Genomic DNA, 21587 nt, shown 5'->3' on the forward strand with positions numbered 1-21587 from the left:
TTAACCTCTACTTAATTTAACGCCATCGCGCATGCCATTCTTTTGACTGCCGTCGCTAGGGATCAATGCTTCTACCACATAAAATGGCACCAACATTTGTGCACTGGCCACTACCGCGCGAGATTCTATACCCAATATTCTGGCGTTAACCAACACGCCACCTTGGTGTTTAGCCATGGTGCCGGTAAGTACGTAATCTATTGGTAAACTGCTGCTTAACTCTAAATAATCTCGGCTGAGAACGAAGTCGCCACCGTCGGTAATACGAATATAGTCTGTAGCTTTGAAATCGATAACGGGTACACGAAATTTATGCAGCTCGTGAACAAATGATTCTGCCATTTGCTTACCCAGTAAATCAGTTTCTTGAAGATTGGTATCAATTAGCGCGAAATGCGTTACACCAATAGGCGTTTTTTCATTCACATATTCCATGTTCGCGATAAGGTCTTGGGTCATATTTTTGACGTAATCACCAATATGCTTAGTGAGCGGCCGACCTTTGTAAGCCCCTTGAACACTTGAATAAAGCGTAGGTTGGCCTATGGCGCCAAACGCATCCATACCTTCGTGCTCGTTTGACTGTTCGTCATCATCTTCTTTTTGCGGCGAAGGGCGGTCTATCGCCATAATGTCTACTACATTCATGGCCGGTCGAGACGTTTCTTCAACTGCCACTTCTTCTTCGCCTAACATCATAGAGCAACCGCTCAGGGCTAGCATTGATGTTGCTAGGATACATGCCGTACATTTAGCCGTGCGTTTAAATAGTGCGTTCATCCCGTTACCTTCCACCTTCAGTTCTGTAGAGTCGACCATTACGGCTCGTTACTCGCTCTTCTTCCCAGAAAATCTCCGCCGGGAAAAAGCGGGTAGCTGCCGCCACCACGTCTTTATTTCTTACGTTGATAATTCTTGCGTTAACCACAGCCCCAGACTGTTGGTAAACCAAGGTACCCGTTATGTAGAAATCGACCCGTTCAATATCGGACAATTGGTCGATATTGCGCGTAAGTACTCTATCGCTTTCGTCATTAACAATTATATCGTTCGAAAGCTTAAATTCTTGAGTAGTAAAACCACGTTTTGTGGCTTCGGTCATCATACCCTGCTCTAATTGATGCCCTAACATCATCAATGGATGTTGATCATTCTTGTTGTATTTCATGGTATCAACCGGCACGAAGCCTGCTACCGCATAGCGCGCTTGCCTAGAAGGTCTCAAATCGGCAAACAGCTCATTGGCTAAAATGTAGGTGTGATATTCAACATTCCCAAGGGCAGGAACCGCTAAGGGATCAGACTGTGACATTTGGGCTTTGGCATCGTCCGACGATTGGCAACCACCAACAATGGCAAGTATGAGTCCGACAGACAGCACTCGCAAGCTCAAGCGCAGACTAAAGCGCGGATAACTTCGCGCAGCACAGTGCTCTGTTCTTTTGGATGTGTTACCAGCACTACGCTTGTAACCCGCAAGTTGAATTAAACCGAACATATATTCACCTAGAAATAAGCCATTTGTGAAAAGCGAGTTGTGTCACACTTGTTTTCTTTTCTTATCGACAGTGAGAATTAGCAATATTCGCACCATATCCTTTGTGGGCTTGTCGCGCAGGGCATAAAGAGCGCTAAAAAGTTAACGCTAATAGGCAATCAGTTAAGGGATTATGTGTTAGGAAGAGGTGCAGGTATAGGTGCTATAAGCCTTTAAAACACGGCCATGCGCCGCATTAGGCCGCCAGTTAGAGCTTAACGCGAATATACGGCAATCAAAGTAGTTACAGGTTTAAAATAACACGAAAAACGCGAACATTTGAAAGGAATTGAGAGCGCCAAAGCGGCAAAGCCATGCCGCTTTCAGGCGTAATTTGCCGGATTTTATTCACTGTAAGTATTCCCTTTGCGAACCCCCATGTATATTCCATGCATGGGGCTTTGTCGGGCACTTTGCATTGCACTTTTAATTACACTTTCAATTACAATTAGTCGGGCGGTTTGTAGTACGCTTATCCGTTTCTAAGCTTTGCGCTTCGCTATTCGTTTAATTGCATGCTTGGTCGAATAATCGTGACCAAAGGCCCTTAACCTGGGCAGCATCATCGCCCTCTAATTCTTTATTATCAAAAGCGGCTTGCAAGCTAGCGGCCATATCTGAATCCAGCTGCTGCATAGTTGCGCTACTTTGCATTTCTAGCTGACGCGATACCACTGCGAAATGGCCTTGTAAGTAACTGGCTGTAAACAGCTCATCGTCACTACCATGATTAACCACATCATCTAACGCAGCCTCTATCGCTGCAATTTGGTTTACTACTTGTTGGGGGGCTGAAGCCGGAGGTAACACGTATTTCTCCTATTCTTTAACTTAATTTAAATCTTAAAAAGCTATTCGACGATATCTATTCGGCGTTATAAAGAACCTTGTCTTTGTAGCCGGTGATAATAGTGAACGCACCTTGTAGCGATGCATCTAACTCGGCATCGCCAGAATCTAATCGTAATGGTTTATTACCAAGCGACTGTAACTTTTGTTTAGTCGCAACAACTCGCATATTCTGTTTGCCAATAGCGCGAATAAAGTCTGGGCTAAGCTGTTGATTCCCGCGCCCCAAAATATGACCTTGCCCACCAATAACGGTTAACACCACTTGGGTTGGCTTTCCTTGCGTAAGCGAAAGCAATTCAGAAGCGGTTACATCGCTAGCTACAAGCGTTTTATCCATTACCACATCAACACCTAGCAAGGTATTTTCTAAACCCAGAAACTCCATAACCGCGCCAACGGTAGAGCCCGAGCCCATAACAAAATAGGTGTCTGGGTTGTCGTCCATTAATTCGCTAATGGTCGCGGCAATATCATCAAGAACGAGCGCTTCGTCCTCTTTGCCGCCCATTTTTACCGCCTGCACGTAAGTGAGTTCGGCGGGTACTCGCATCTCGCCGTAGTGTTTTGCTATTACCTTTCCGGTTCGAAATGCGTTTTCATCGATATCTCGTACTTCGCCGTCCATCACACTGACAATTTCGCCCTTGATCATTTGGCTAATGACCTGCCCTGCGGCAGACGGGGTAACACAGTACACGCCCGAGTGGATTTTACATCCCGCCGGCACACCTAACACCGGCACTTTGTCACCCACAATTTTACACACATTGCGGGCAGTACCATCGCCACCTGCAAACAAAATAACATCAAGATTACAGCCAAGAAAAGCCTGTACAGCGCGCTCTGTATCTTCCCCTTCTGTTTGTTGCGATGCACTTCTGTACACCACCTCAAAGGGTAACCCTAACGAAGCACACACGTCTTCGCCCATTTCGCCACCGGCAGTAACGATAGTAAATTGTTCAGAAAGGGCCTCTAGAATAGACAGCGCTTTGGCCATTTTTTCATTAGCCTTTTTTTCAGCGCCCATTGCTAACGCTTTTTCACGAACATCGGCACCGTCACTGCCTTTTAATGCAAGCGCGCCGCCTATACCTGCAAAAGGGTTAACTACCACACCTAATCGAAATACCGGCTTATTCATAGGGTTACTGTGCTCCAGATAATTTCTGTGTGTTTTTTAAAGCATCGATGAAGCGCGCCGCCCGAGGGGGGAAACCATTGTTTTTATACCACGCTAACTGGGCTTCAACATTTTTAGTGAAACCTTTTCTATCGGGCTCTGCACCATTTAAATTATCGGTACTAACTTGAAATTGGCGCCCTGCGGCTTCGGTAAACGCCCACTCAATAGCTTGCGGCTTAATCTCTACACTTTCAAATTCCGCTTGCTGCTTGGCATCTCGCCCATCAGGACAATACCAATAACCATAATCTTCAAGTAAACGACGCTTCTCACCTGCCACACACCAGTGCGCAATTTCATGCAGCGCGCTGGAAAAAAAGCCGTGGGCAAACACAATACGATGATAGGGAATATCTTCATTGGCAGGAAGATAAACAGGCTCGTCGTCACCTAATACCAGCTTAGTTTGAAAGTCGGTAAAGGTGCTGTTAAACAAAGTAATTAGCGCAGGTACGTCAGGGTCTATCTCATTCGCCACGCTGAACAACTCCAGTAGCGAGTAGGTAAGTTAGCCGTGTTAGATTGCACAAAGTACTAAAATTCAAAGACGTTTCCTGTTAGCCATACATTTAAGGGCGGGCATTATAACAGTGAAAATATGGCGGGAATAGGCTTAGCAGCTTGCATGCGCCACTCGCTTGCGTCAAGCTAGTAATAAAGCACTACGGAAGGATGTTATTTGCGTGTCACAGAATATCGTTAAGCATATACATAGAGTGAATGCGCTTCGAGACCTAGCGCTAAAAGTGGGGATCATGGATGGTATTCACGAACTTCAGCATTGGCAATGTGAACGCTTGTTAGTGTCTCACGATGATTTAGCCAAACAACCTCGTTATCAAAAAGCCATGCAGTTTTTTGTAGATGAACTGTATGGGCCTAAAGATTTCAGCCAGCGTGACGCCGATTTAGTTCGGGTCATTCCAAAGCTTGCTAAAGTGCTTCCCGACAAAGCTATGAATGCAATGAACGATGCATTAGCGCTTAATGCCCTTTCATTCGATTTAGACATGCAAATGGTGCATCAACTCAAAGGGGCGCCATTAAATCGGGACAGTTATGCCCTAGCCTACCGCAATACTGGCCGGCAAACAGACAGGCAACGCCAGCTCGATATTATTGCGCACCTTGGCGAACAACTTGGTGATGTAATTAAAATTAGGGGGATTGGCATGCTGATTAGATTATCAAGACGCCCCGCCAAATTAGCTGGGCTGTTGTCGCTGCACGAACTACTAGAAAATGGCTTTCACTCATTTAAAGCCATTGGCGATGTGCAAAGCTTTATTCACCCGGTACTGGAACGAGAAGAAGCGCTGATGCATGCATTGTTTGATGAATCAGTCTCGTTACCCGAAGAGAATCCTTTACCTCATGTCTCAACAGCTTAAACCTCTGATGCCCGAGCATAGGAAATATAAGCATTTGAAATATAAGCACCTGATAACTGAACACGTGATGTGGCAACTTATTAACTGTGAGTTGCCTCAAATTAGCAATAGAGATTAACGACTATGGCAGCCGCTTCACTACCGTGGCGATACCCGTCGCCTTTTACTAAATTATGGCAAATAGACGCCAGTCATTTAGATCACTACAACCACGTTAATAATGTGGCTTACTTAAGCCAAGCAGAGGCATTGGCGTGGTCTCATTCCAATTCACTTGGATTGCAGTTTTCTGACTATCAGTCGCTCAACCGAGCCATGGTGATTAAACGCCATGAACTTGATTATCATCTTCCTTCTCACGAAGGTGACAGCCTGCAATGTGCAACATGGATTATTAGCTGTGATAATAGACTAACCCTAAAAAGGCAGTTTCAATTTATCTGCGAGCGTAGAAAGAAAACCGTGTTTGAAGCACTAACCACCTTTGTTTGCGTAAGTTTAGATACTGGCGCTCCCAAGCGCTTGCCCGAACCATTTAAGGAAGTTTATGGTAATGCATGCATTGAACCCAGCCTCTAACTGCAAAGCGCAGGGGAAATTTTAGCGATGAACAAAGGGTTATTAGCGTGTTTATTTGTGGTGCTTGCTGCATCTTTGCTATTAAACGGCTACCTGTTTCTTTCATTGAACCAAGCCGTAGAGATAGCGGCGGCGAATAAAGCGTCGCTCATTCAATCTTCAGCCAACCTAAATAGCTATAACAACGTGCCCGCTTCCAATGAACACAGTAATCAACGCAATAATAAACACAATGCGGTAACTACCAGTAAAGTAGGCACAGAACTAGAAAACGCTCCCCAAGTCGCAGAAGAGTATGTACATGAACTCACCCTACTGTTAAACAGCGGAAATTACGCTTTGCTAAAGCAACAATTAAATAGCGCATTACAACAGTTTCCCACCGATGAAAGCTTGTTATTGCTTGAGGCTGAGTTAATAGTAAGAACACAGCCGCTATCAGATGCGCTTATTCACTTTCATGATTTAGCAGAGTTGTCCCTATCGCCAGCTAGCAACACAAAGGTTGATAAGCGAATTGCCAACCTTTACAACACCGCACAAGACGAGTTGTCGGCTAACGGACAATGGGACTTATTGGCTAACTTAAATGAGCCCCTATTCCAACGGGTGCCTGATAGCAGGCAGTATACTCTTCAACTTGCCGAAGCCTATGCCAGGCAGCAAAAAATTACGCTGATGGAAGATGTTCTGGCCAGCCTTTCTTATAACGACAACCAAGCTAATGCGATACGAAATATCGCGTACAGTGAAAGCAATCGTGATAACCAAAGTGGCGCTGACGAACGTATTGCTAACAACGAACTTCTAGGGAATGATGTTACCCGAGTGGCACTTTTGCGAGACGGCGATCAGTACCGTGTTGCGGTAAAAGCCCTTAATCAACAAGCTGACATGGTGCTAGATACCGGCGCCACCACAACCGCCATCACCACAGATTTATTCAGCCGCTTAGGTGGGCTACGCCGCCTTACCTTTATTGGTAATTTTGATGTGAACACTGCCTCTGGTACCATCAGTGCGCCCTTGGTACACATCCCTACTTTTTATTTTGCAGGCTTCCGTTTTGATGATGTTTCAGCGCTAGTGCTGCCTGTCGATGCATTACCTAGCGCCGATGGATTATTGGGCATGAATATTTTAGGTAAATTCGACTTTTCAATTAGCCCACAAGACAGTGAATTAGCGTTAAAAGTACGAGAAGAAAGTAAAGCCCCTAATTAGATCGAGTACATTCCATCTAGCGCTCATTCATACCTAGCTTAATACAGCGCCTTAACCAACTCGACGTCGGCTTGGTTTTTTAAACGCTAGCTTTCTTCGCGAAATTATCTGCCAACACCCATCATCTACACGTAAAAAGCCTCACCAAAACCTACCTGCGTGAGTACATATTTTACAACTATTCTCTTGACGCGAACAAATTTAAGCTTACACTTGTGCGCCGAGTGAGCGTACACTTGTACGCTTAAGGTGTTTTTACTCTCTAGCAAAGTCTGTTTTGAAAAATTAATAGGTGTGATCTCTACGTTGAAACTATTACTCGATAATCTAGCCCATCGCTTTCTCCATCACGATTCATGGAGAGGATATTGGGAAGTGCTTATGCAGCAGTTTAAGCCTGCGTGGCGAGATGGCTATTACAGAGCGCAAGTTGAAGCTGTCAGAAACCTTAAATCTGACATGGTGGAAGTTATTTTGACACCTGAGAAAGCTTGGCCTAGTCATATTGCAGGGCAACATATTGCACTAACCATTGAAGTGAATGGTAGGCTAACTACCCGTGTGTTTACCGTCGCTTGCGGTTCAAGCTTTCACCGCGAAACGAAAAACATTCGGCTTATCACTAAGGTCAATAACGAAGGTGCAATTACCCCGTTCCTTTCCTCGGTAACACCCAGCACATGGGTGAATATTTCGGTGCCTAAGGGTAGTTTCACACTACCTAATACCGATAAACCCGTACTTATGGTAGCGGGCGGTTCCGGCATAACGCCGTTTATCGCCATGCTTGAAGACGCCATTGAAAACAAGTTAATACACCGCGCACCTATCCACCTGCTCTATTTCGCAAAACCCAACGAGCACGTGTTGCAAAGCGAACTACTCGCCCTTCAAAAACGCACCAACAATTTTACTTTTGCCTTGTTAACTCGACAAAAAGACGGTGATGTCGAGGCTCATCTATCCCACTTCGCGGATGCTCACTGGTTGGTGTGTGGCCCTAACACTATTTACGAACAGGTTCAGAAAGTAGCGAAACTGGTGGAGGCACCGTTAGACAGTGAACATTTTGCCGCATTGCCCACTGTGAACATTGGCAGTCTGAGCGAAAAGGAAACCTTTTCTTTGGCACATAACGGTCAGCATTTAGCGGTGAACAATCAGAAATCGCTGCTTTCGCAGCTTCAAGAAGCGAAGCAGCCTGTGACGTATGGCTGCGGTATGGGTATTTGCCATCAATGCCAATGTGTGAAAAAGCGGGGCGTAGTGCGAGATACCCGCACTGGCGAGTTATCCGATAGCGCCGAGCAACTTATTCAACTGTGTGTATCACAGGCCGTAACTGATTTGGAGATTCAACTATGAACACTGGCGGCTTAATTAACACCAAGGAACTACAAGAAGCGCCTAGTCAAACTGACGCGGAATTACAAAAAGCAACTACGCCATCGCAGAGCATAAGTAAGCCTGATTACGCTATATTGGAAGCTCAGCTTGATGCAATAAAGTCGGAAGTAAAAGGTAAAATAGGCGCTGAAGATGCTGCCTATATTCGACGTATTATCCTCATTCAGCGTATTTGTGAATGGAGTGGCCGAATATTATTAATGCTAGGTTTCTTACAGCCCGTACTTTGGGTAGCTGGCGTACTAAGTTTAGCCGCAGCAAAAATACTAGATAACATGGAAATTGGCCATAACGTAATGCACGGTCAGTATGACTGGATGAACGACTCGTTTATTAATTCAAAGCGGTATGAGTGGGATATTGCCTGCGATGGTGCAAGTTGGAATCGAGTGCACAACTACGAACATCACACCTACACCAATATTATTGGTAAGGATAGAGACTTTGGCTATGGCCTACTCCGCTTATCGAATGACTTTAGATGGCGGATAAAAAACCTCTGGCAGTTCGCTACCTATATTTTGCTTAGCGTAATGTTTCAGTGGGGTGTGTCATATCACGAGATGGCCGCAGAACGCGTATTCTTCGGCAAGAAGAAAAACAACCGCAAAAACCAAGTAACCCATAGCGAGCTTAAAAAACGCTTTTTCAGTAAAGGCGCACGTCAGTTGGTAAAAGATTATGTGCTCTTCCCTCTTCTGGCTGGCCCGTTATTCTTATGGGTATTGTCAGGTAACCTTATAGCCAATTTGCTACGTAATTTATGGACATCTACCATCATCTTTTGCGGACACTTTACCGGTGATGTAGAAACCTTTAACGCAGAGGATTGCAAAAACGAGACACGCGGCCAGTGGTACTATCGTCAGGCCTTAGGCTCATCAAATATTGAGGGCGGAAATTTATTTCACGTACTTACTGGGCATTTAAGCTTTCAGGTAGAACACCATTTATTTCCTGACATTCCCGCCAGACGATACCGAGAAATGGCCCCTAAAGTACAAGCCGTATTTAAACAGCACGGTATGCACTACAACACTGGCAGTTTTTGGAAGCAGTACACTAGCGTACTAAAACGTATTGTTCGCTACTCTTTTCCTTAAGCTTTCCTTAAACTTTCTTTAAGCGTAAAAACCTACCAGCCGGCCAAAGCGCTTGCGCTGGTATTTTTGCGCGCATAGGTACTTATAGAAAAACACTTTCAGAAGCAGGTACTGGCAGTACGAGCTTTAATTCAATCTAAGTACGATAACGCCGACAAAAGCGGCGGCTAACCCTAGCACTTCTTGACGGCTAAATGTTTCTTTTAAAGCAACATGAGAATAAAGGAGAATAAGTAAAATATTCATTCCTGAAATCGCGGAAACCAACCCGGTATTGCCAATAGAAAAAGCGGATATTATTGCAACCATTCCACTTACATTTGCGACCCCGACTATCAGTCCGCAAGAGAAGGTTTTTATTTCAGACCAATGAGTTTTATCTGAATATTGAGACGCTATAAAGTTCTTACGTTTTACTAGCCATCTCATGGCAAAAAGGAAACTACCAAAGCCAAACATCGAAGTTAACGTTGCAAAAACATCTGCCTCTAAGAGCGTGGATTGTTTACCCATTAAATCAGTAAACGTAAAGCACAATGCAGCAAGTAGCCCCCATTGCGCCCCTTGTAAATTGTTAATAGAGATATCCGAAGAATATCTAATAATACAAAGGCCACAAAAAATGATAACAAATCCAATTAATTGAATAGAGGTTAACGTCTCTTTCCAAATTAAGAATGCAAAGATGAGGACGAACAAAGGCGTTAACCCTGATAACACGCTAATAAGTGATGCTTTTCCTACTGAAAACCCTTTGTGTAAAACAGCATTAGCGGCAAAAGATCCAAAGCCTAACCCCATACCAACAGCTACATCAGCCCAGCCATACCAACGTTGGTTTAACAACACTACGCCTACTACGCTGATGATAAAGCCTATGCAGAAAACACCAAATAGCAGCAGGTCTCGATTTAAGTTTTTTTGTGATGTCCATTGATACAAGATCCCTCGCAAACCAAAGAAAAATGTTGCGAGCAATGCATAAACAATCCACATAATAAATGAGTCTCTTGTTCGTTATGATTTGATAGCTTAAATTGAAAAAACAGCGTTTATAAATTAATAACCTGTTTTATTTATAGATGTGTGGGATTTTACTGTTTCATTATATGCTTTATTGAAGATTAGTTTATTTCAAATAGATGAAAGTGTTAGCGCAGATAAGATGTTTTTATACTTGCTATTATACGTGCTAAAAAGTCGGTGCCATAAGGTGCCATAAAATGAAGAGCGGCCACTGCCTGTATCAACTAAAGAAGTCCGTTAAAGACAAAGTGCGGACATTCACTTGCAGGGATTCAAGTAAATATGTCCGACTTCAATTTGCGAAAAATAGATAGTGAAGCTGATGCCTATGAATCACGCAGATTATTCACTTCATTACCTTTAATTTCCCGTTTGCGCCAATTTATATCGCAACTCGTTGACATCTTTCGCCGGGGAGCGCCCGTACATTCGTCCGTATTCACGACTAAACTGAGATGGGCTTTCGTAACCAACCTGAAACGCAGCAGTAGCCGCATCAAGATGTTCAGTTAACATCAAACGTCTGGCTTCTTGAAGACGGATTTGCTTTATATATTGCAGCGGGCTCATCGCAGTCATATTTCTAAAGTGGTGATGAAAAGTAGATACACCCATGTTTGCTACCTGAGCCAAATCCTCCACTTTGATGTGTTGAGAAAACTGAGACTTGAGCCATGCGATTGCCTTTGCTACCTGATGCGTTTGTGTCCCCATTGCGGCGAGTTGCCTAAGCTTTTCACCCTGCTCCCCGACAAGCAAACGATAAAATATTTCTCGTCTTATCATGGGCGCGAGCATCGGAATATTTGTACTCTCATAAGCCAAATCAAGTAGTCGTTGAAACCCGCTGATTAACGCTGGTGTTAGTTTACCCGTTGCCATACCACGATCTGAACGTTGCCCCTTGGGAGGCGGTAGTTGGCTGTCCGCCATCAGTTGCGTGATTTCCTGATAGTCGAAAGTCAGTTTAAGACCAAGATAAGGATGTTCGGCACTTGCTTCCGTGACTTGAGCTACTACCGGTAAATGAACACCTGAAAACAAATAGTGCTCTGTGTCATAAAAGAAGGTTTCCTCACCTAATTGAACACGCTTTGCTCCCTGTGCAATCAGACACACACTGGGTTCATATGCGCCAGCCATCGGAATGTTCGCGTCAATTTTCTTGAATACCGTCAATCCAGGAACATTTGTTGGGCAGTAATCATCGTGTACGGTCAGCTTCGAAATACTTGATGCTAAGTGCTTCATATTGTTTACATGGACAGGATCGGTCTTCATCTTTTTTGCCATATTACAGGTGTTTTATATATAGCCAGTATAGCCACTGTGAAGGCGCTAATACATAGATCTAATTTGTACTCAGAGAAATAGGCAATTATCGAACAGAATTTGAATACTGACTTTTCCTCGCCGTTACTATCCTAAATAACGTGAGATTCACTATTGATGTGTGAGCGCTATTTGGCACCTTTTTAAGTAACGGGAAAAATATGAAATCACTGGTTAAAACGGCTGCATTCCTACTGGCGGCAAATCTATTGTCTGCTGAAGTATTGTCGGCGGACTATCGACAGAATCCATTTACGTTGACGTACGAAGGGGCCATTACGAAAAACGTTGAGGGTAAGGTCAATATTCATGCGGTGAGTTATAAATTAAATAACATCGACATCGCCGCGAATGTGTACACTCCACCTGGTTTTGACCCGTCGAAACAATATCCTGCGATTGTCATCGCTCACCCTAACGGTGGTGTGAAAGAGCAGGTTGCGGGGCTGTATGCTCAACGACTATCGGAACAAGGCTACATCACCATCACTGCTGATGCCGCTTACCAAGGTGCCAGCGGAGGTGAGCCTCGAAATATTGATAAACCGGCTAACCGTATTGAAGACATCAACGGCATGGCGGACGTCATTTCTACCTACCCTGGGGTTTCAACATCCAAGATAGGACTTCTTGGCATTTGTGGTGGCGGTGGCTACTCCCTTAAAGCAGCGCAATCGGACAAACGTTTCAAATCCATCGCGACACTTAGCATGTTTAATTCTGGACGTGTTCGCCGAAACGGTTACATGGACTCTGCGCTAGATACCATTCAGCAACGTTTAACGTCCGCTTCTGAAGCGCGAGAAATCGAAGCCAAGACGGGAGAAATCCGTTATGTCGGTGATGCAAAGCTAACCGACGAACAAATTGCAGCCTTGCCCTTCGATCTTTACCGACAAGGATTCGAATATTATGGCAAAACCCATGCCCATCCAAATTCAACTTTTCGCTATACAGAGAGCAGTTTGTTGTCGCTGATGAATTTTGATGCGGCGACGAATATGGATCTTATTAATCAGCCCTTATTGATGATTGCCGGTAGTAAAGCGGATTCATTGTACATGACCAAGAACGCGTTTGAATTAGCGACCAAGTCTGAGGATAAGCATTTATTTCTTATCGAGGGTGCTACACACATTGAGACCTATTGGAAGCCTGAATACGTTTCACAAGCCATGACGCTACTCAGCCACTTCTTTGATGACGTATTGAAGTAAGGAGTTAATGACATGATTTCGATCATAAGAAGCTATCGTTCGTTGACTCTAGTGGCGTCAACAGTTTTGGTACTGAGTGCATGTAGCACTATCTATAAGACAAATGACTCAGCATCCCCTTTAATGCTCGCAGAACAAGGTAGTTTCGCAGTGGGTGGGACTGTCATTCAAAAAGAAGGGGAATTTGATCCGATAAAATTGACGTCTGCCGGGCAAACGTTACATGGCGATCACGCTTTTGTCTTTTATCAAATTCCAGTCAATGAACGAAAATACCCGTTAGTAATGTGGCATGGTTTCGGGCAGTTCTCGAAAACGTGGGAATCTACACCAGATGGCCGTGAAGGTTACCAGAATATATTCCTACGCAAAGGGTACGGCGTTTATTTGATTGACCAACCCCGGCGTGGTAACGCCGCAAAAGGCACACAACCTGGTAGCTACGAGCCGATTCCGAATGAGCAAATGTGGTTCAATACTTTTCGCGTTGGTACATGGCCTGACTACTTCCCCAATGTACAGTTTCCGACAGATGAAGCGTCGTTAGAACAATATTTTCGACAAATGGTGCCTGATGTCGGCCCTATCAATATCAATGTAAATGCTGATGCGGTTGAAGCCTTATTTACCAAGATTGGCGATGGCATCCTGGTTACCCATTCACACAGTGGTGGCATGGGGTGGCAGGCAGCCACGCAGAGTCAGCACATTAAGGCCATTGTTTCTTATGAACCCGGTAGTAACTTTGTTTTCCCTGAAGGCGAAGCGCCTGCCCCCAAGCAGAGTAGCAGTGGTCTATTAACTGCGGTAGAGGTTCCTTTGGATGATTTTAATAAGCTGACTCAGATCCCAATTGTTATTTATTACGGTGACAATATTCCTGAAAAACCCAGTGAATTGCCTGGCGAAGATGGCTGGCGAATCAGGCTTGAGATGGCTTATGAGTGGGCTGATACCATAAACCGACATGGTGGAGATGCTACCGTTATTCACCTTCCCAAAATAGGTATTTATGGCAACACACACTTTCCATTTTCAGACCTGAATAACAACGAAATAGCAACGCTTATGTCGGATTGGTTGCATGAGAAAGGTTTAGATTAAGAGTACACGAATCATTCTATTACGGGAGGAAATCATGTCGCAAAGTATTAGTTTATCGTTAAAACAGGTCATCGTAACGCCGCTTCTTGGGTTATTTGCGTTGTTCGTCAGTGCCGTCGATGCCACAGAAGAAAGTCAGTCTCTAGACAAACGCCAAGCCGCTATGATTCCGATTGCTGCACTCACGGCATCAGGCGATGTACAAACGCTGAATGAAGCGCTCAAGGCTGGGTTGGAAAATGGGTTAACCGTCAACGAAATTAAAGAAATTTTCATCCACTCTTATGCGTATGCAGGGTTTCCCCGTGCACTAAACGGCATTATGACTTTTATGGATGTGGCTTCAAAACGAAAAGCGCAGGGAATGACCGATGAAGTAGGCAGAGAAGCGACACCGCTTCCGGATGATTACAACGCGGATAGTTATGGTCATCAGGTTCGCAATGCACTGGTAGGGCGAGATATGTCCAATCGCAAAACGGGCTACGCGGGCTTTGTACCAACTATAGAGACATTTCTCGTAGAGCATTTATTCGCAGATATATTTTATCGGGACGTACTAACCGTTAAAGACAGAGAGCTACTCACTATTAGTATGCTTTCTGCGATGCCGGGGGTTGAAGCCCAATTGACGTCGCACATGAAGTTATCACTAAGGGTCGGTTACAGCCCCGCACAGTTGCTCGAATTCACACGCATTCTAAAGGACTCCGTGAGTCAGGACAGCGCAATAAGAGCCAGTCACGTTCTTAGTAGTGTTGCGAATATCGATGTGAACAACGAAACCACCAAGCACGTCACTGTGAGCACTGATTCAACAGTTACACAAGGCTCACCAACTAACTTTAGCGGTGTAGCGAAAGTCAGTTCTCGGTTCACGTCGCCAATAAAAGGCCATTATCGCGGAGCATTGGTGGCGTTTGAAGCGGGAGCTCGTACTGCCTGGCATACCCACCCGAAAGGCCAAACACTCATCATTATCTCAGGAAAAGGACTGGTTCAGAATGAAGGTGGGGATATTCAGCAGATGTTACCGGGTAATGTTATCACTATCCCACCCAATACCCGGCATTGGCACGGTGCTGCGCCAGATTCATTCATGTCACACATCGCAATTTCAACGCCAGACAATGGCGAGACCGTAACCTGGATGGAGTTGGTCTCGCAGGAACAGTCTCATTAATAATTTTAACCTGATTTGACCGGAACAGTTTTATGCAAAACAGAAGACAATTTCTTTTATCGGGGGCGAGCCTGGCGGCTGCATCACTGCTGAGTACCAATATACAGGCGTCAACCTCTGAACAAAAGAAGCGCACAATTTCAACAAGTCCAAACACACGAAAGCTTGGCAAACTGCAAGTTTCGTCTATTGGATTGGGCGTTCAGAACATGAGCCGGAAGTACGACACATCGGTTCCCAATCGACAGGAAATGCATCAAGTGATCCGAAGCGCCTACGAAGAGGGAGTCACATTTTTTGATGCGGCTGAAGCGTATGGTCCCTTCGAAGTCGAACGTATTCTTGGTGAAGGCGTTAAACCGTTTCGGGACAACATCGTCATTGCCACCAAATTTGGCTGGAATATTGACCAACAGACCGGGGCGAGATTACCGGGATTGAACAGTCGCCCTGCCCATATCAAGATGGTTGTCGATGGCATGTTATCGAGGTTACAAACGGACCGTATTGATTTGCTTTACCAGCATAGAGTGGACCCCGATGTACCCATTGAAGATGTGGCCGGTGCAGTAGCAGATCTGATGAACGAAGGAAAAGTCCTGCACTGGGGGCTATCAGAAATGGGCATCAATACACTCAAACGCGCACATGCGACCTTACCTGTTAGTGCCGTACAAAGTGAATATTCGATGTTATGGCGCGGTCCTGAAAAATCTGTTTTGCCGTTGTGCGAGAAATTGGGCATCGGCTTTGTTCCCTGGAGTCCGCTGGGAGTACAGTTTTTAACAGGATGGATTGACGAAAATACTCGTTTTGCACAAGGCGATTTTAGAGCTACGGAGTCTAGATTTAATCCTGAAAACCTCGCTCATAATATGTCACTCGTTAAGCTATTAATGCAATGGTCTGAACGAAAAAATGCATCACCAGCGCAAATCGCGCTTGTCTGGTTACTGCATCAGAAACCCTGGATTGTACCAATACCAGGAACAACAAGTTTGGCACATATGCAGCAAAACACAGCTTCAAGAGATCTTTCTTTCTCTACGGCAGAGATGCGCGAGCTAAACGATTCGCTGGCTTCAATCACGATACAAGGCCAGCGACTACCCGACTTTGTTCAGGTGTTTTCCGACGTTGAAGCACCTGAAAAACTCTGATCAAACCCCATACCCCGGAGACACTATGAAATCAATAATCCCAGCACCATTTTGGCTAATGTTACTGCTATCGGTTTTTCCATTCGGCTCTGTGATGGCACAGCAAAGCCCTCAAGTGAACTTACAAGCCGAAATGCCTGCCGAAGGCGGCATGCAGAAAACAGAGGAAATACTTTCGGCCTTATCAAAACAAAAATGGCAATGGATGGCTGACAAAAATGTCGATGCCCTGGCTCCTTTGTTTCACAAAGAATCAAAATTTGTACATATGAGCGGTTCCTGGAAAAAAGATCGTGAGTTAGAAATCATTAAAAGCGGCAGTATTTGGTACAAAAATACCGTTGTGCATGACTGTGATGTGGAAATTGTTGGTCAAACCGGTGTTGTTTGGAGCCGAATTACCCTGGATGCCCATGTGCGTGGCCAAGACGTTTCAACCGAATTTACTACCACTGAAGTCTATGTAAACACTGACGGAAATTGGCAGTTACTTGCTCTGACTTTCAGTAGTGTGCGTGACACTCACAAAATTGAGCACTAAGGGCTGCCGGTAACGTGGCCTGCGATACTCAATGACTAACAACGAAAATTAAGCCGTTTTAGACTGTGAGTTCAATCGATGTCTGCAACACATTGGCTAAATCTCTGAGCTGGTGTTTCATAGTCTAGCGTCTTTCTCGGTCTTTCGTTGAGTTGTCTTGCGACGCTACTGAGCTTTTGTTGACTGTGTACTGATAAGTCAGTGCTTTTGGGGAAATACTGTCTCAACAGCCTATTGGTATTTTCATTTGAACCGCGTTGCCAAGGAGAATGGGGATCACACAGATATACTTTGATGTCAGTTGCCAGTGTGAACTTCCTGTGGTCTTTGATTTCCCTACCTCTATCCCACGTGAGTGATTTATATAATTCGCTTGGAAGCTTTTGAGCTTGTTTAATTAGCGCAGCTATAACAGTAGATGACTTGCTATCTTCCACTTTGGCTAGCATTACATAACGATAATGGCGTTCAACAAGCGTTGCGATATAGCTGTTCTTTGAGCCGCATATTAGGTCGCCCTCCCAATGCCCAGGCACAGCTCTATCTTCAACGGATGCAGGGCGTTCACTGATTGATAAAGCATCTGGGATCTGGCCTAAGCCGCGTCCTTTGAGCGTTGATGTGCGTGACCTACGAACGGCTCTTTTTGTTCTCAAACACTGCTGTAACTCTTTCTTCAACGCACCTCGCGTCTGAATGAACAGGGTTTTATAAATGGTTTCGTGGGACACGTACATTTCCTGATTATTGGGATATTGTCGCTTTAACCAACCCGCAATTTTCTGTGGTGACCAAGCTCTTTTGAGCTTAACAGATATCAGTTTACATAAATCTGGGGAGCCGATTAACTTACAGGGTTTTGGTCTTAAAGCTTCATCCCAAGCACGCTGTTCGGCTTTAACTGCACGGTAGCACTTCAATCCGCCATTTCTTTTTATCTCTCGGCTGATTGTTGAGGGCGCTCTAGACAAACGCCTAGCAATTTCTCGAATGGATTGATTGCTGACTAAGCAGCGTGATATCTCTTCTCTTTCATCAAGCGAGAGAGACTGTGGGTGCCTTTTTCGGTCTGGCGGCCAATACCCTCCAGTTTGATAGATGGTGGGCATAATCGAAGAATGATAGCGGTCAAACATTCGGGCGATATCATGCAACGAGTCGCCCTTTTTATATCTTTCCCATATAAGTGCTTTTTGTTCAGGTGAATAATAGATACGTTTTCTTTGTTTCATGGCAACGTTCCTCCTTAAATAAGGATAGCGTTGCATTCACCAATTGAATTCAAGACAAGAAGCGGACGTTCAGGGCTCTCTGCTCTTGATTTCGATATTTACCATAAGCGGAAGTTAATATGCTTTATTCTGACTGATTCCTCAGTGGCATAAAGAAGTTGTTCAGACCACAATAGTCCACAGAATACGCCTCCAAAAGCCGAATGTTAAATATTACAATTGATAACCAATCTTAAAACTCCAAATTTTTATTACAAAGCGATTTACGAGCTACCTCCGCATTTTGTCAAAAGAAGTCGAATGATCGTTAAAGGGGTAAGTAAATCCGGGGCATTGATTTATAAACCCAAATGCCCCAGTGCTGTTAATTCACCTTATTGTGAACTAGTCTATAGAGTACAGGTAGTACAACCAGAGTTAACAAGGTCGAGGATATGATCCCACCAATGACCACGGTTGCCAGAGGTCGCTGCACCTCTGCGCCAGTACCTACGTTAAGCGCCATGGGCACAAAACCAAGGCTCGCCACTAGCGCGGTCATCAGTACTGGCCGTAAGCGAGTCATTGCTCCATCAATAATCGAGTTTACTAACTCGCCAGTTTCTTCCATCCTCTGCCTGATAAAAGACAGCATCACCAGTCCATTCAATACAGCAATACCAGAGAGCGCGATAAAACCAATCCCTGCGGATATTGAAAGAGGCATATCTCTGATCCAAAGTGCAAAGATGCCGCCAGTTAATGCCAAAGGGACGCCTGTAAAAATTATCATGGCGTCTTTGACTGAGCCGAATGCAATCACAAGTAATGCAAGGATCAGAAAAAGCGTTGCGGGCACAACCAAACTCAGTCGCTGACTTGCGCTTTCCAATTGCTCAAACGTACCGCCATAACTTATCCAGTAGCCATTTGGCAGTACCACATTGACTGCGATCTGCTCTTTAGCATCATTCACAAAAGAGCCTAAATCACGATCTCTCACATTTGCTGTGACGACGATACGGCGCTTTGCGTTTTCTCGACTTATCTGACTGGGTATATTGGTATATTCAAGCTCAGCCACCTCGGCGATTGGCACATACTCACCAGCATTGGTCATGATTGGGATATTTCTCAGCGCTTCTAAATCACTGCGAACCTCTTCAGGATAACGAACAACAATCTCAAAGCGTCTGTCGCCTTCAAATACCAAACCAGCTTCTTTGCCGCCAACGGATGCACTTAACCACGTTTGCAAGTCAGTTACGTCTAAGTTGTAACGCGCCAGCGCATAAGGTTTCGGGTTCACCGTGAAGATGGGGATCTCATCTACTTGTTCTACTCGTGCATCAGCAGCGCCCGGAATATCTTGTAATACGGCTAAAACATCACTAGCTGAATCCCGCAGCTTATCCAGATCATCACCATATATCTTGATCCCTAAATCTGCCCTAACGCCACTAATCAATTCGTTAAAGCGCATCTGTATGGGTTGCGTAAACTCATAGTTATTGCCGGGTACATTTTGAAGATCCCTCTCCAATTGCTCGACAAATTCCGCTTTCGATAATGCAGGGTTTGGCCATCCATCAATTGGGTTTAGCATTACAAAAGTGTCGGTGACGTTGGGTGGCATAGCATCAGTAGCCACCTCAGCAGTACCAGTTTTAGCAAATACGGTGTTTACCTGTGGGTATTGCATAATAACCTGTTCAAGCCGTTTTTGCATATCGACAGCTTGTTCAATTCCTGTGCCGGGCACTCTCATCGCATGAAGGGCTATGTCACCCTCATCTAGTTGCGGCACAAATTCAGAACCTAGGCGCATCCCAAACCAAACACTTATAACTACGAGTAATGTTGCTGCACCTACTACCAACCATCGTAATTTTAATGCCCACTCCAATACAGGGCGGTAAACTGATTTAGCCCCAGTGATTATTGGACTCTCTTTTTCACTGACTTTGCCTGACATAAACATAGCAACGGCTGCGGGCACAATGGTGATTGAAAATACCATTGCCGCTAGCAATGCCAATATTACGGTAGCCGCCATCGGGTGAAACATCTTCCCTTCGACACCTGTTAAGCTAAAGATAGGAATGTACACAATCGTGATTATCACCACGCCAAATAGACTTGGGCGTATCACCTCATTCGTTGCCTCAAATACGACTTCAAGACGTTCTCTGAGAGGCAGTATTGCACCCGTTCGCCGCTGCGATTCACTTAATCGCCTAATACAGTTCTCGACGATAATAACCGCTCCATCGACAATCAGTCCAAAGTCTAACGCGCCTAAGCTCATTAGGTTCGCGCTAACACCCGTTTGTACCATGCCTATTATTGTGGCAAGCATGGCAAGTGGGATGACAGCGGCGGTGATAATTGCTGCCCGTATATTGCCCAGCAATAAAAATAAGACAACAATAACGAGTAGTGCGCCTTCAACAAGGTTTTTTTGTACTGTATTGATGGCTTTATCCACGAGCGTAGTGCGATCGTATACACTTTGGATAATTACGCCCTCTGGCAAGCTTGCTTGGATTTCATCCACTTTATCAGCCACGTCTAGTGCAACAGCTCGGCTATTTTCGCCTATTAGCATCATAGCTGTGCCCAACACCGTCTCTTGCCCGTCTCGTGTTGCAGCGCCCGTTCTAAGCTCCCTACCGATGGCGATTTCTGCAATGTCATTTACCGTAACGGGAGATTGATTTGTAAGTGTTACCACCACGTTACCGATGTCCTCAACACTCGAAAGTCTCGCTTGTGAACGTACTAGTATTTGCTGGCCGTTGCGTTCAATGTACCCAGCGCCCTGATTAGCGTTATTTCGATTTAATGCCCGCAATAAATCGTCAGTACTAACGCCGTAATTAAGCATAAGTTGAGGATTAGGCTTCACATGATATTGTTTGGTAAACCCCCCAATAGCATTAACCTCTGTTACCCCTTTAACCAAGGCCAGTTGAGGTTTCACCACCCAATCGTGTAACTCTCGAAGCGCCATTACATCAAATTTTCTGCCATCGGCAGTTACTGTGCCGGGCTTCGCGCTAAGCGTGTACATGTAAATTTCACCCAAACCTGTGGCAATCGGCCCCATCTTAGGCTCAATACCATCGGGTAATTGGCTTTTGATAATGCCTAGCCGTTCGTTTATGAGGTTTCTGGCAAAATAGAGATCCGTGCCTTCTTCAAAAACGGCCGTCACTTGTGATAAGCCATAGCGCGATAGTGAACGTGTGTAGTCCAAGTTTGGTAATCCTGCCAAAGCGTTTTCTACCAAAAAGGTGATACGTTGTTCAGTTTCAAGCGGTGAATAACCTTCTGCTTGTGTGTTGATTTGTACCTGAACGTTGGTGATATCGGGTACGGCATCAATAGGCAGCTTTTGATAACTGAATAGGCCTAATCCAATCACCAAAAAGGAAAGCATCAGAAAAATACCGCGCTTTTCGATTGCGGTACGAATAATGGAAACTAGCATCTTAAACCTCCCTTAGAACTACACGCTATTTGACAGGGAAA

19 protein-coding genes are annotated in these 21587 nt (G+C 44.9%); 10 read left to right on the forward strand and 9 right to left on the reverse strand.

Translation table 11 applies throughout. The annotated features are described in order from the left end of the window. From AVL57_RS12295 to AVL57_RS12315, 5 genes are all read right to left on the reverse strand, one after another. Complete coding sequence (locus tag AVL57_RS12295) at positions 1–723, reverse strand: FlgO family outer membrane protein (RefSeq protein ID WP_171008979.1); 723 nt, start codon at positions 721–723, stop codon at positions 1–3. Between the two features lie 61 nt (positions 724–784). Then, entirely contained in the window at positions 785–1498 is a 714-nt protein-coding gene (locus AVL57_RS12300) for a FlgO family outer membrane protein (protein WP_138118184.1), read from the reverse strand. Between the two features lie 546 nt (positions 1499–2044). After that, entirely contained in the window at positions 2045–2347 is a 303-nt protein-coding gene (locus AVL57_RS12305) for a YfcL family protein (RefSeq protein WP_057790951.1), read from the reverse strand. Positions 2348–2402: 55 nt separating this feature from the next. Beyond that, on the reverse strand, positions 2403–3533 hold the full coding sequence (locus AVL57_RS12310) for an ATP-NAD kinase family protein (protein ID WP_057790949.1): 1131 nt from the start codon (positions 3531–3533) through the stop codon (positions 2403–2405). Positions 3534–3537: 4 nt separating this feature from the next. Then, positions 3538–4068: an elongation factor P hydroxylase gene (locus tag AVL57_RS12315; protein WP_312038626.1), complete on the reverse strand. Its 531-nt coding sequence runs from the start codon at positions 4066–4068 to the stop codon at positions 3538–3540. A 190-nt stretch (positions 4069–4258) separates the two neighbouring features. Here AVL57_RS12315 and AVL57_RS12320 point away from each other — a divergent pair, with 190 nt between their 5' ends. The 5 genes from AVL57_RS12320 to AVL57_RS12340 all read left to right on the forward strand — a co-directional run bounded on the left by AVL57_RS12320 (position 4259) and on the right by AVL57_RS12340 (position 9279). Next, a complete protein-coding gene (locus AVL57_RS12320; protein ID WP_057790945.1) occupies positions 4259–4966 on the forward strand; it encodes a DUF8198 family protein in 708 nt (235 codons plus the stop codon). A 123-nt stretch (positions 4967–5089) separates the two neighbouring features. After that, positions 5090–5545: an acyl-CoA thioesterase gene (locus tag AVL57_RS12325; protein ID WP_057790943.1), complete on the forward strand. Its 456-nt coding sequence runs from the start codon at positions 5090–5092 to the stop codon at positions 5543–5545. 27 nt (positions 5546–5572) lie between these two features. Beyond that, on the forward strand, positions 5573–6769 hold the full coding sequence (locus AVL57_RS12330; protein WP_057790940.1) for a retropepsin-like aspartic protease family protein: 1197 nt from the start codon (positions 5573–5575) through the stop codon (positions 6767–6769). Between the two features lie 381 nt (positions 6770–7150). Then, positions 7151–8134, forward strand: coding sequence for a flavin reductase family protein (locus AVL57_RS12335; protein ID WP_057790938.1), 984 nt, complete (start codon positions 7151–7153; stop codon positions 8132–8134). Further along, positions 8131–9279 carry a fatty acid desaturase family protein gene (locus tag AVL57_RS12340; RefSeq protein ID WP_082604886.1) on the forward strand — a complete coding sequence of 383 codons (1149 nt, stop codon included), beginning with the start codon at positions 8131–8133 and terminating at the stop codon, positions 9277–9279. Before AVL57_RS12335 ends, AVL57_RS12340 begins: the two co-directional genes overlap by 4 nt. 126 nt (positions 9280–9405) lie before the next feature. On the opposite strand, the gene AVL57_RS12345 is transcribed toward AVL57_RS12340, so the two are convergent. Beyond that, positions 9406–10275 carry a DMT family transporter gene (locus AVL57_RS12345; RefSeq protein ID WP_057790936.1) on the reverse strand — a complete coding sequence of 290 codons (870 nt, stop codon included), beginning with the start codon at positions 10273–10275 and terminating at the stop codon, positions 9406–9408. Between the two features lie 390 nt (positions 10276–10665). Continuing rightward, positions 10666–11586 (reverse strand): AraC family transcriptional regulator, encoded by a 921-nt coding sequence (locus AVL57_RS12350; protein WP_057790934.1) that lies wholly within the window; start codon positions 11584–11586, stop codon positions 10666–10668. A 308-nt stretch (positions 11587–11894) separates the two neighbouring features. On the opposite strand from AVL57_RS12350, the gene AVL57_RS12355 reads away from it, so the two are divergent. Genes AVL57_RS12355 through AVL57_RS12375 form a run of 5 tightly spaced genes read left to right on the forward strand, consistent with a single transcriptional unit; the run spans position 11895 to position 16842 of the window. Continuing rightward, positions 11895–12854, forward strand: coding sequence for an alpha/beta hydrolase (locus AVL57_RS12355; RefSeq protein ID WP_232363271.1), 960 nt, complete (start codon positions 11895–11897; stop codon positions 12852–12854). A gap of 12 nt (positions 12855–12866) precedes the next feature. Then, a complete protein-coding gene (locus AVL57_RS12360) occupies positions 12867–13958 on the forward strand; it encodes an alpha/beta hydrolase (RefSeq protein WP_057790930.1) in 1092 nt (363 codons plus the stop codon). A 34-nt stretch (positions 13959–13992) separates the two neighbouring features. Beyond that, positions 13993–15141 (forward strand): (R)-mandelonitrile lyase, encoded by a 1149-nt coding sequence (locus AVL57_RS12365; protein ID WP_057790928.1) that lies wholly within the window; start codon positions 13993–13995, stop codon positions 15139–15141. A gap of 32 nt (positions 15142–15173) precedes the next feature. Next, the gene (locus tag AVL57_RS12370) at positions 15174–16301 is read left to right on the forward strand and encodes an aldo/keto reductase (protein ID WP_057790926.1); all 1128 of its coding nucleotides are present in this window, start codon (positions 15174–15176) and stop codon (positions 16299–16301) included. 25 nt (positions 16302–16326) lie between these two features. After that, on the forward strand, positions 16327–16842 hold the full coding sequence (locus AVL57_RS12375; protein WP_057790924.1) for a nuclear transport factor 2 family protein: 516 nt from the start codon (positions 16327–16329) through the stop codon (positions 16840–16842). Positions 16843–16913: 71 nt separating this feature from the next. Here the strand turns inward: AVL57_RS12375 and AVL57_RS12380 are convergent, their stop codons facing one another. Both AVL57_RS12380 and AVL57_RS12385 read right to left on the reverse strand, forming a co-directional pair. Continuing rightward, positions 16914–18074, reverse strand: coding sequence for an IS30 family transposase (locus AVL57_RS12380; protein WP_057790922.1), 1161 nt, complete (start codon positions 18072–18074; stop codon positions 16914–16916). A 364-nt stretch (positions 18075–18438) separates the two neighbouring features. Further along, positions 18439–21546 carry an efflux RND transporter permease subunit gene (locus tag AVL57_RS12385; protein ID WP_057790919.1) on the reverse strand — a complete coding sequence of 1036 codons (3108 nt, stop codon included), beginning with the start codon at positions 21544–21546 and terminating at the stop codon, positions 18439–18441. Between the last annotated feature and the right edge of the window lie 41 nt (positions 21547–21587).

This window comes from Alteromonas stellipolaris, assembly GCF_001562115.1.
In the GTDB taxonomy this organism is placed as follows: domain Bacteria; phylum Pseudomonadota; class Gammaproteobacteria; order Enterobacterales; family Alteromonadaceae; genus Alteromonas; species Alteromonas stellipolaris.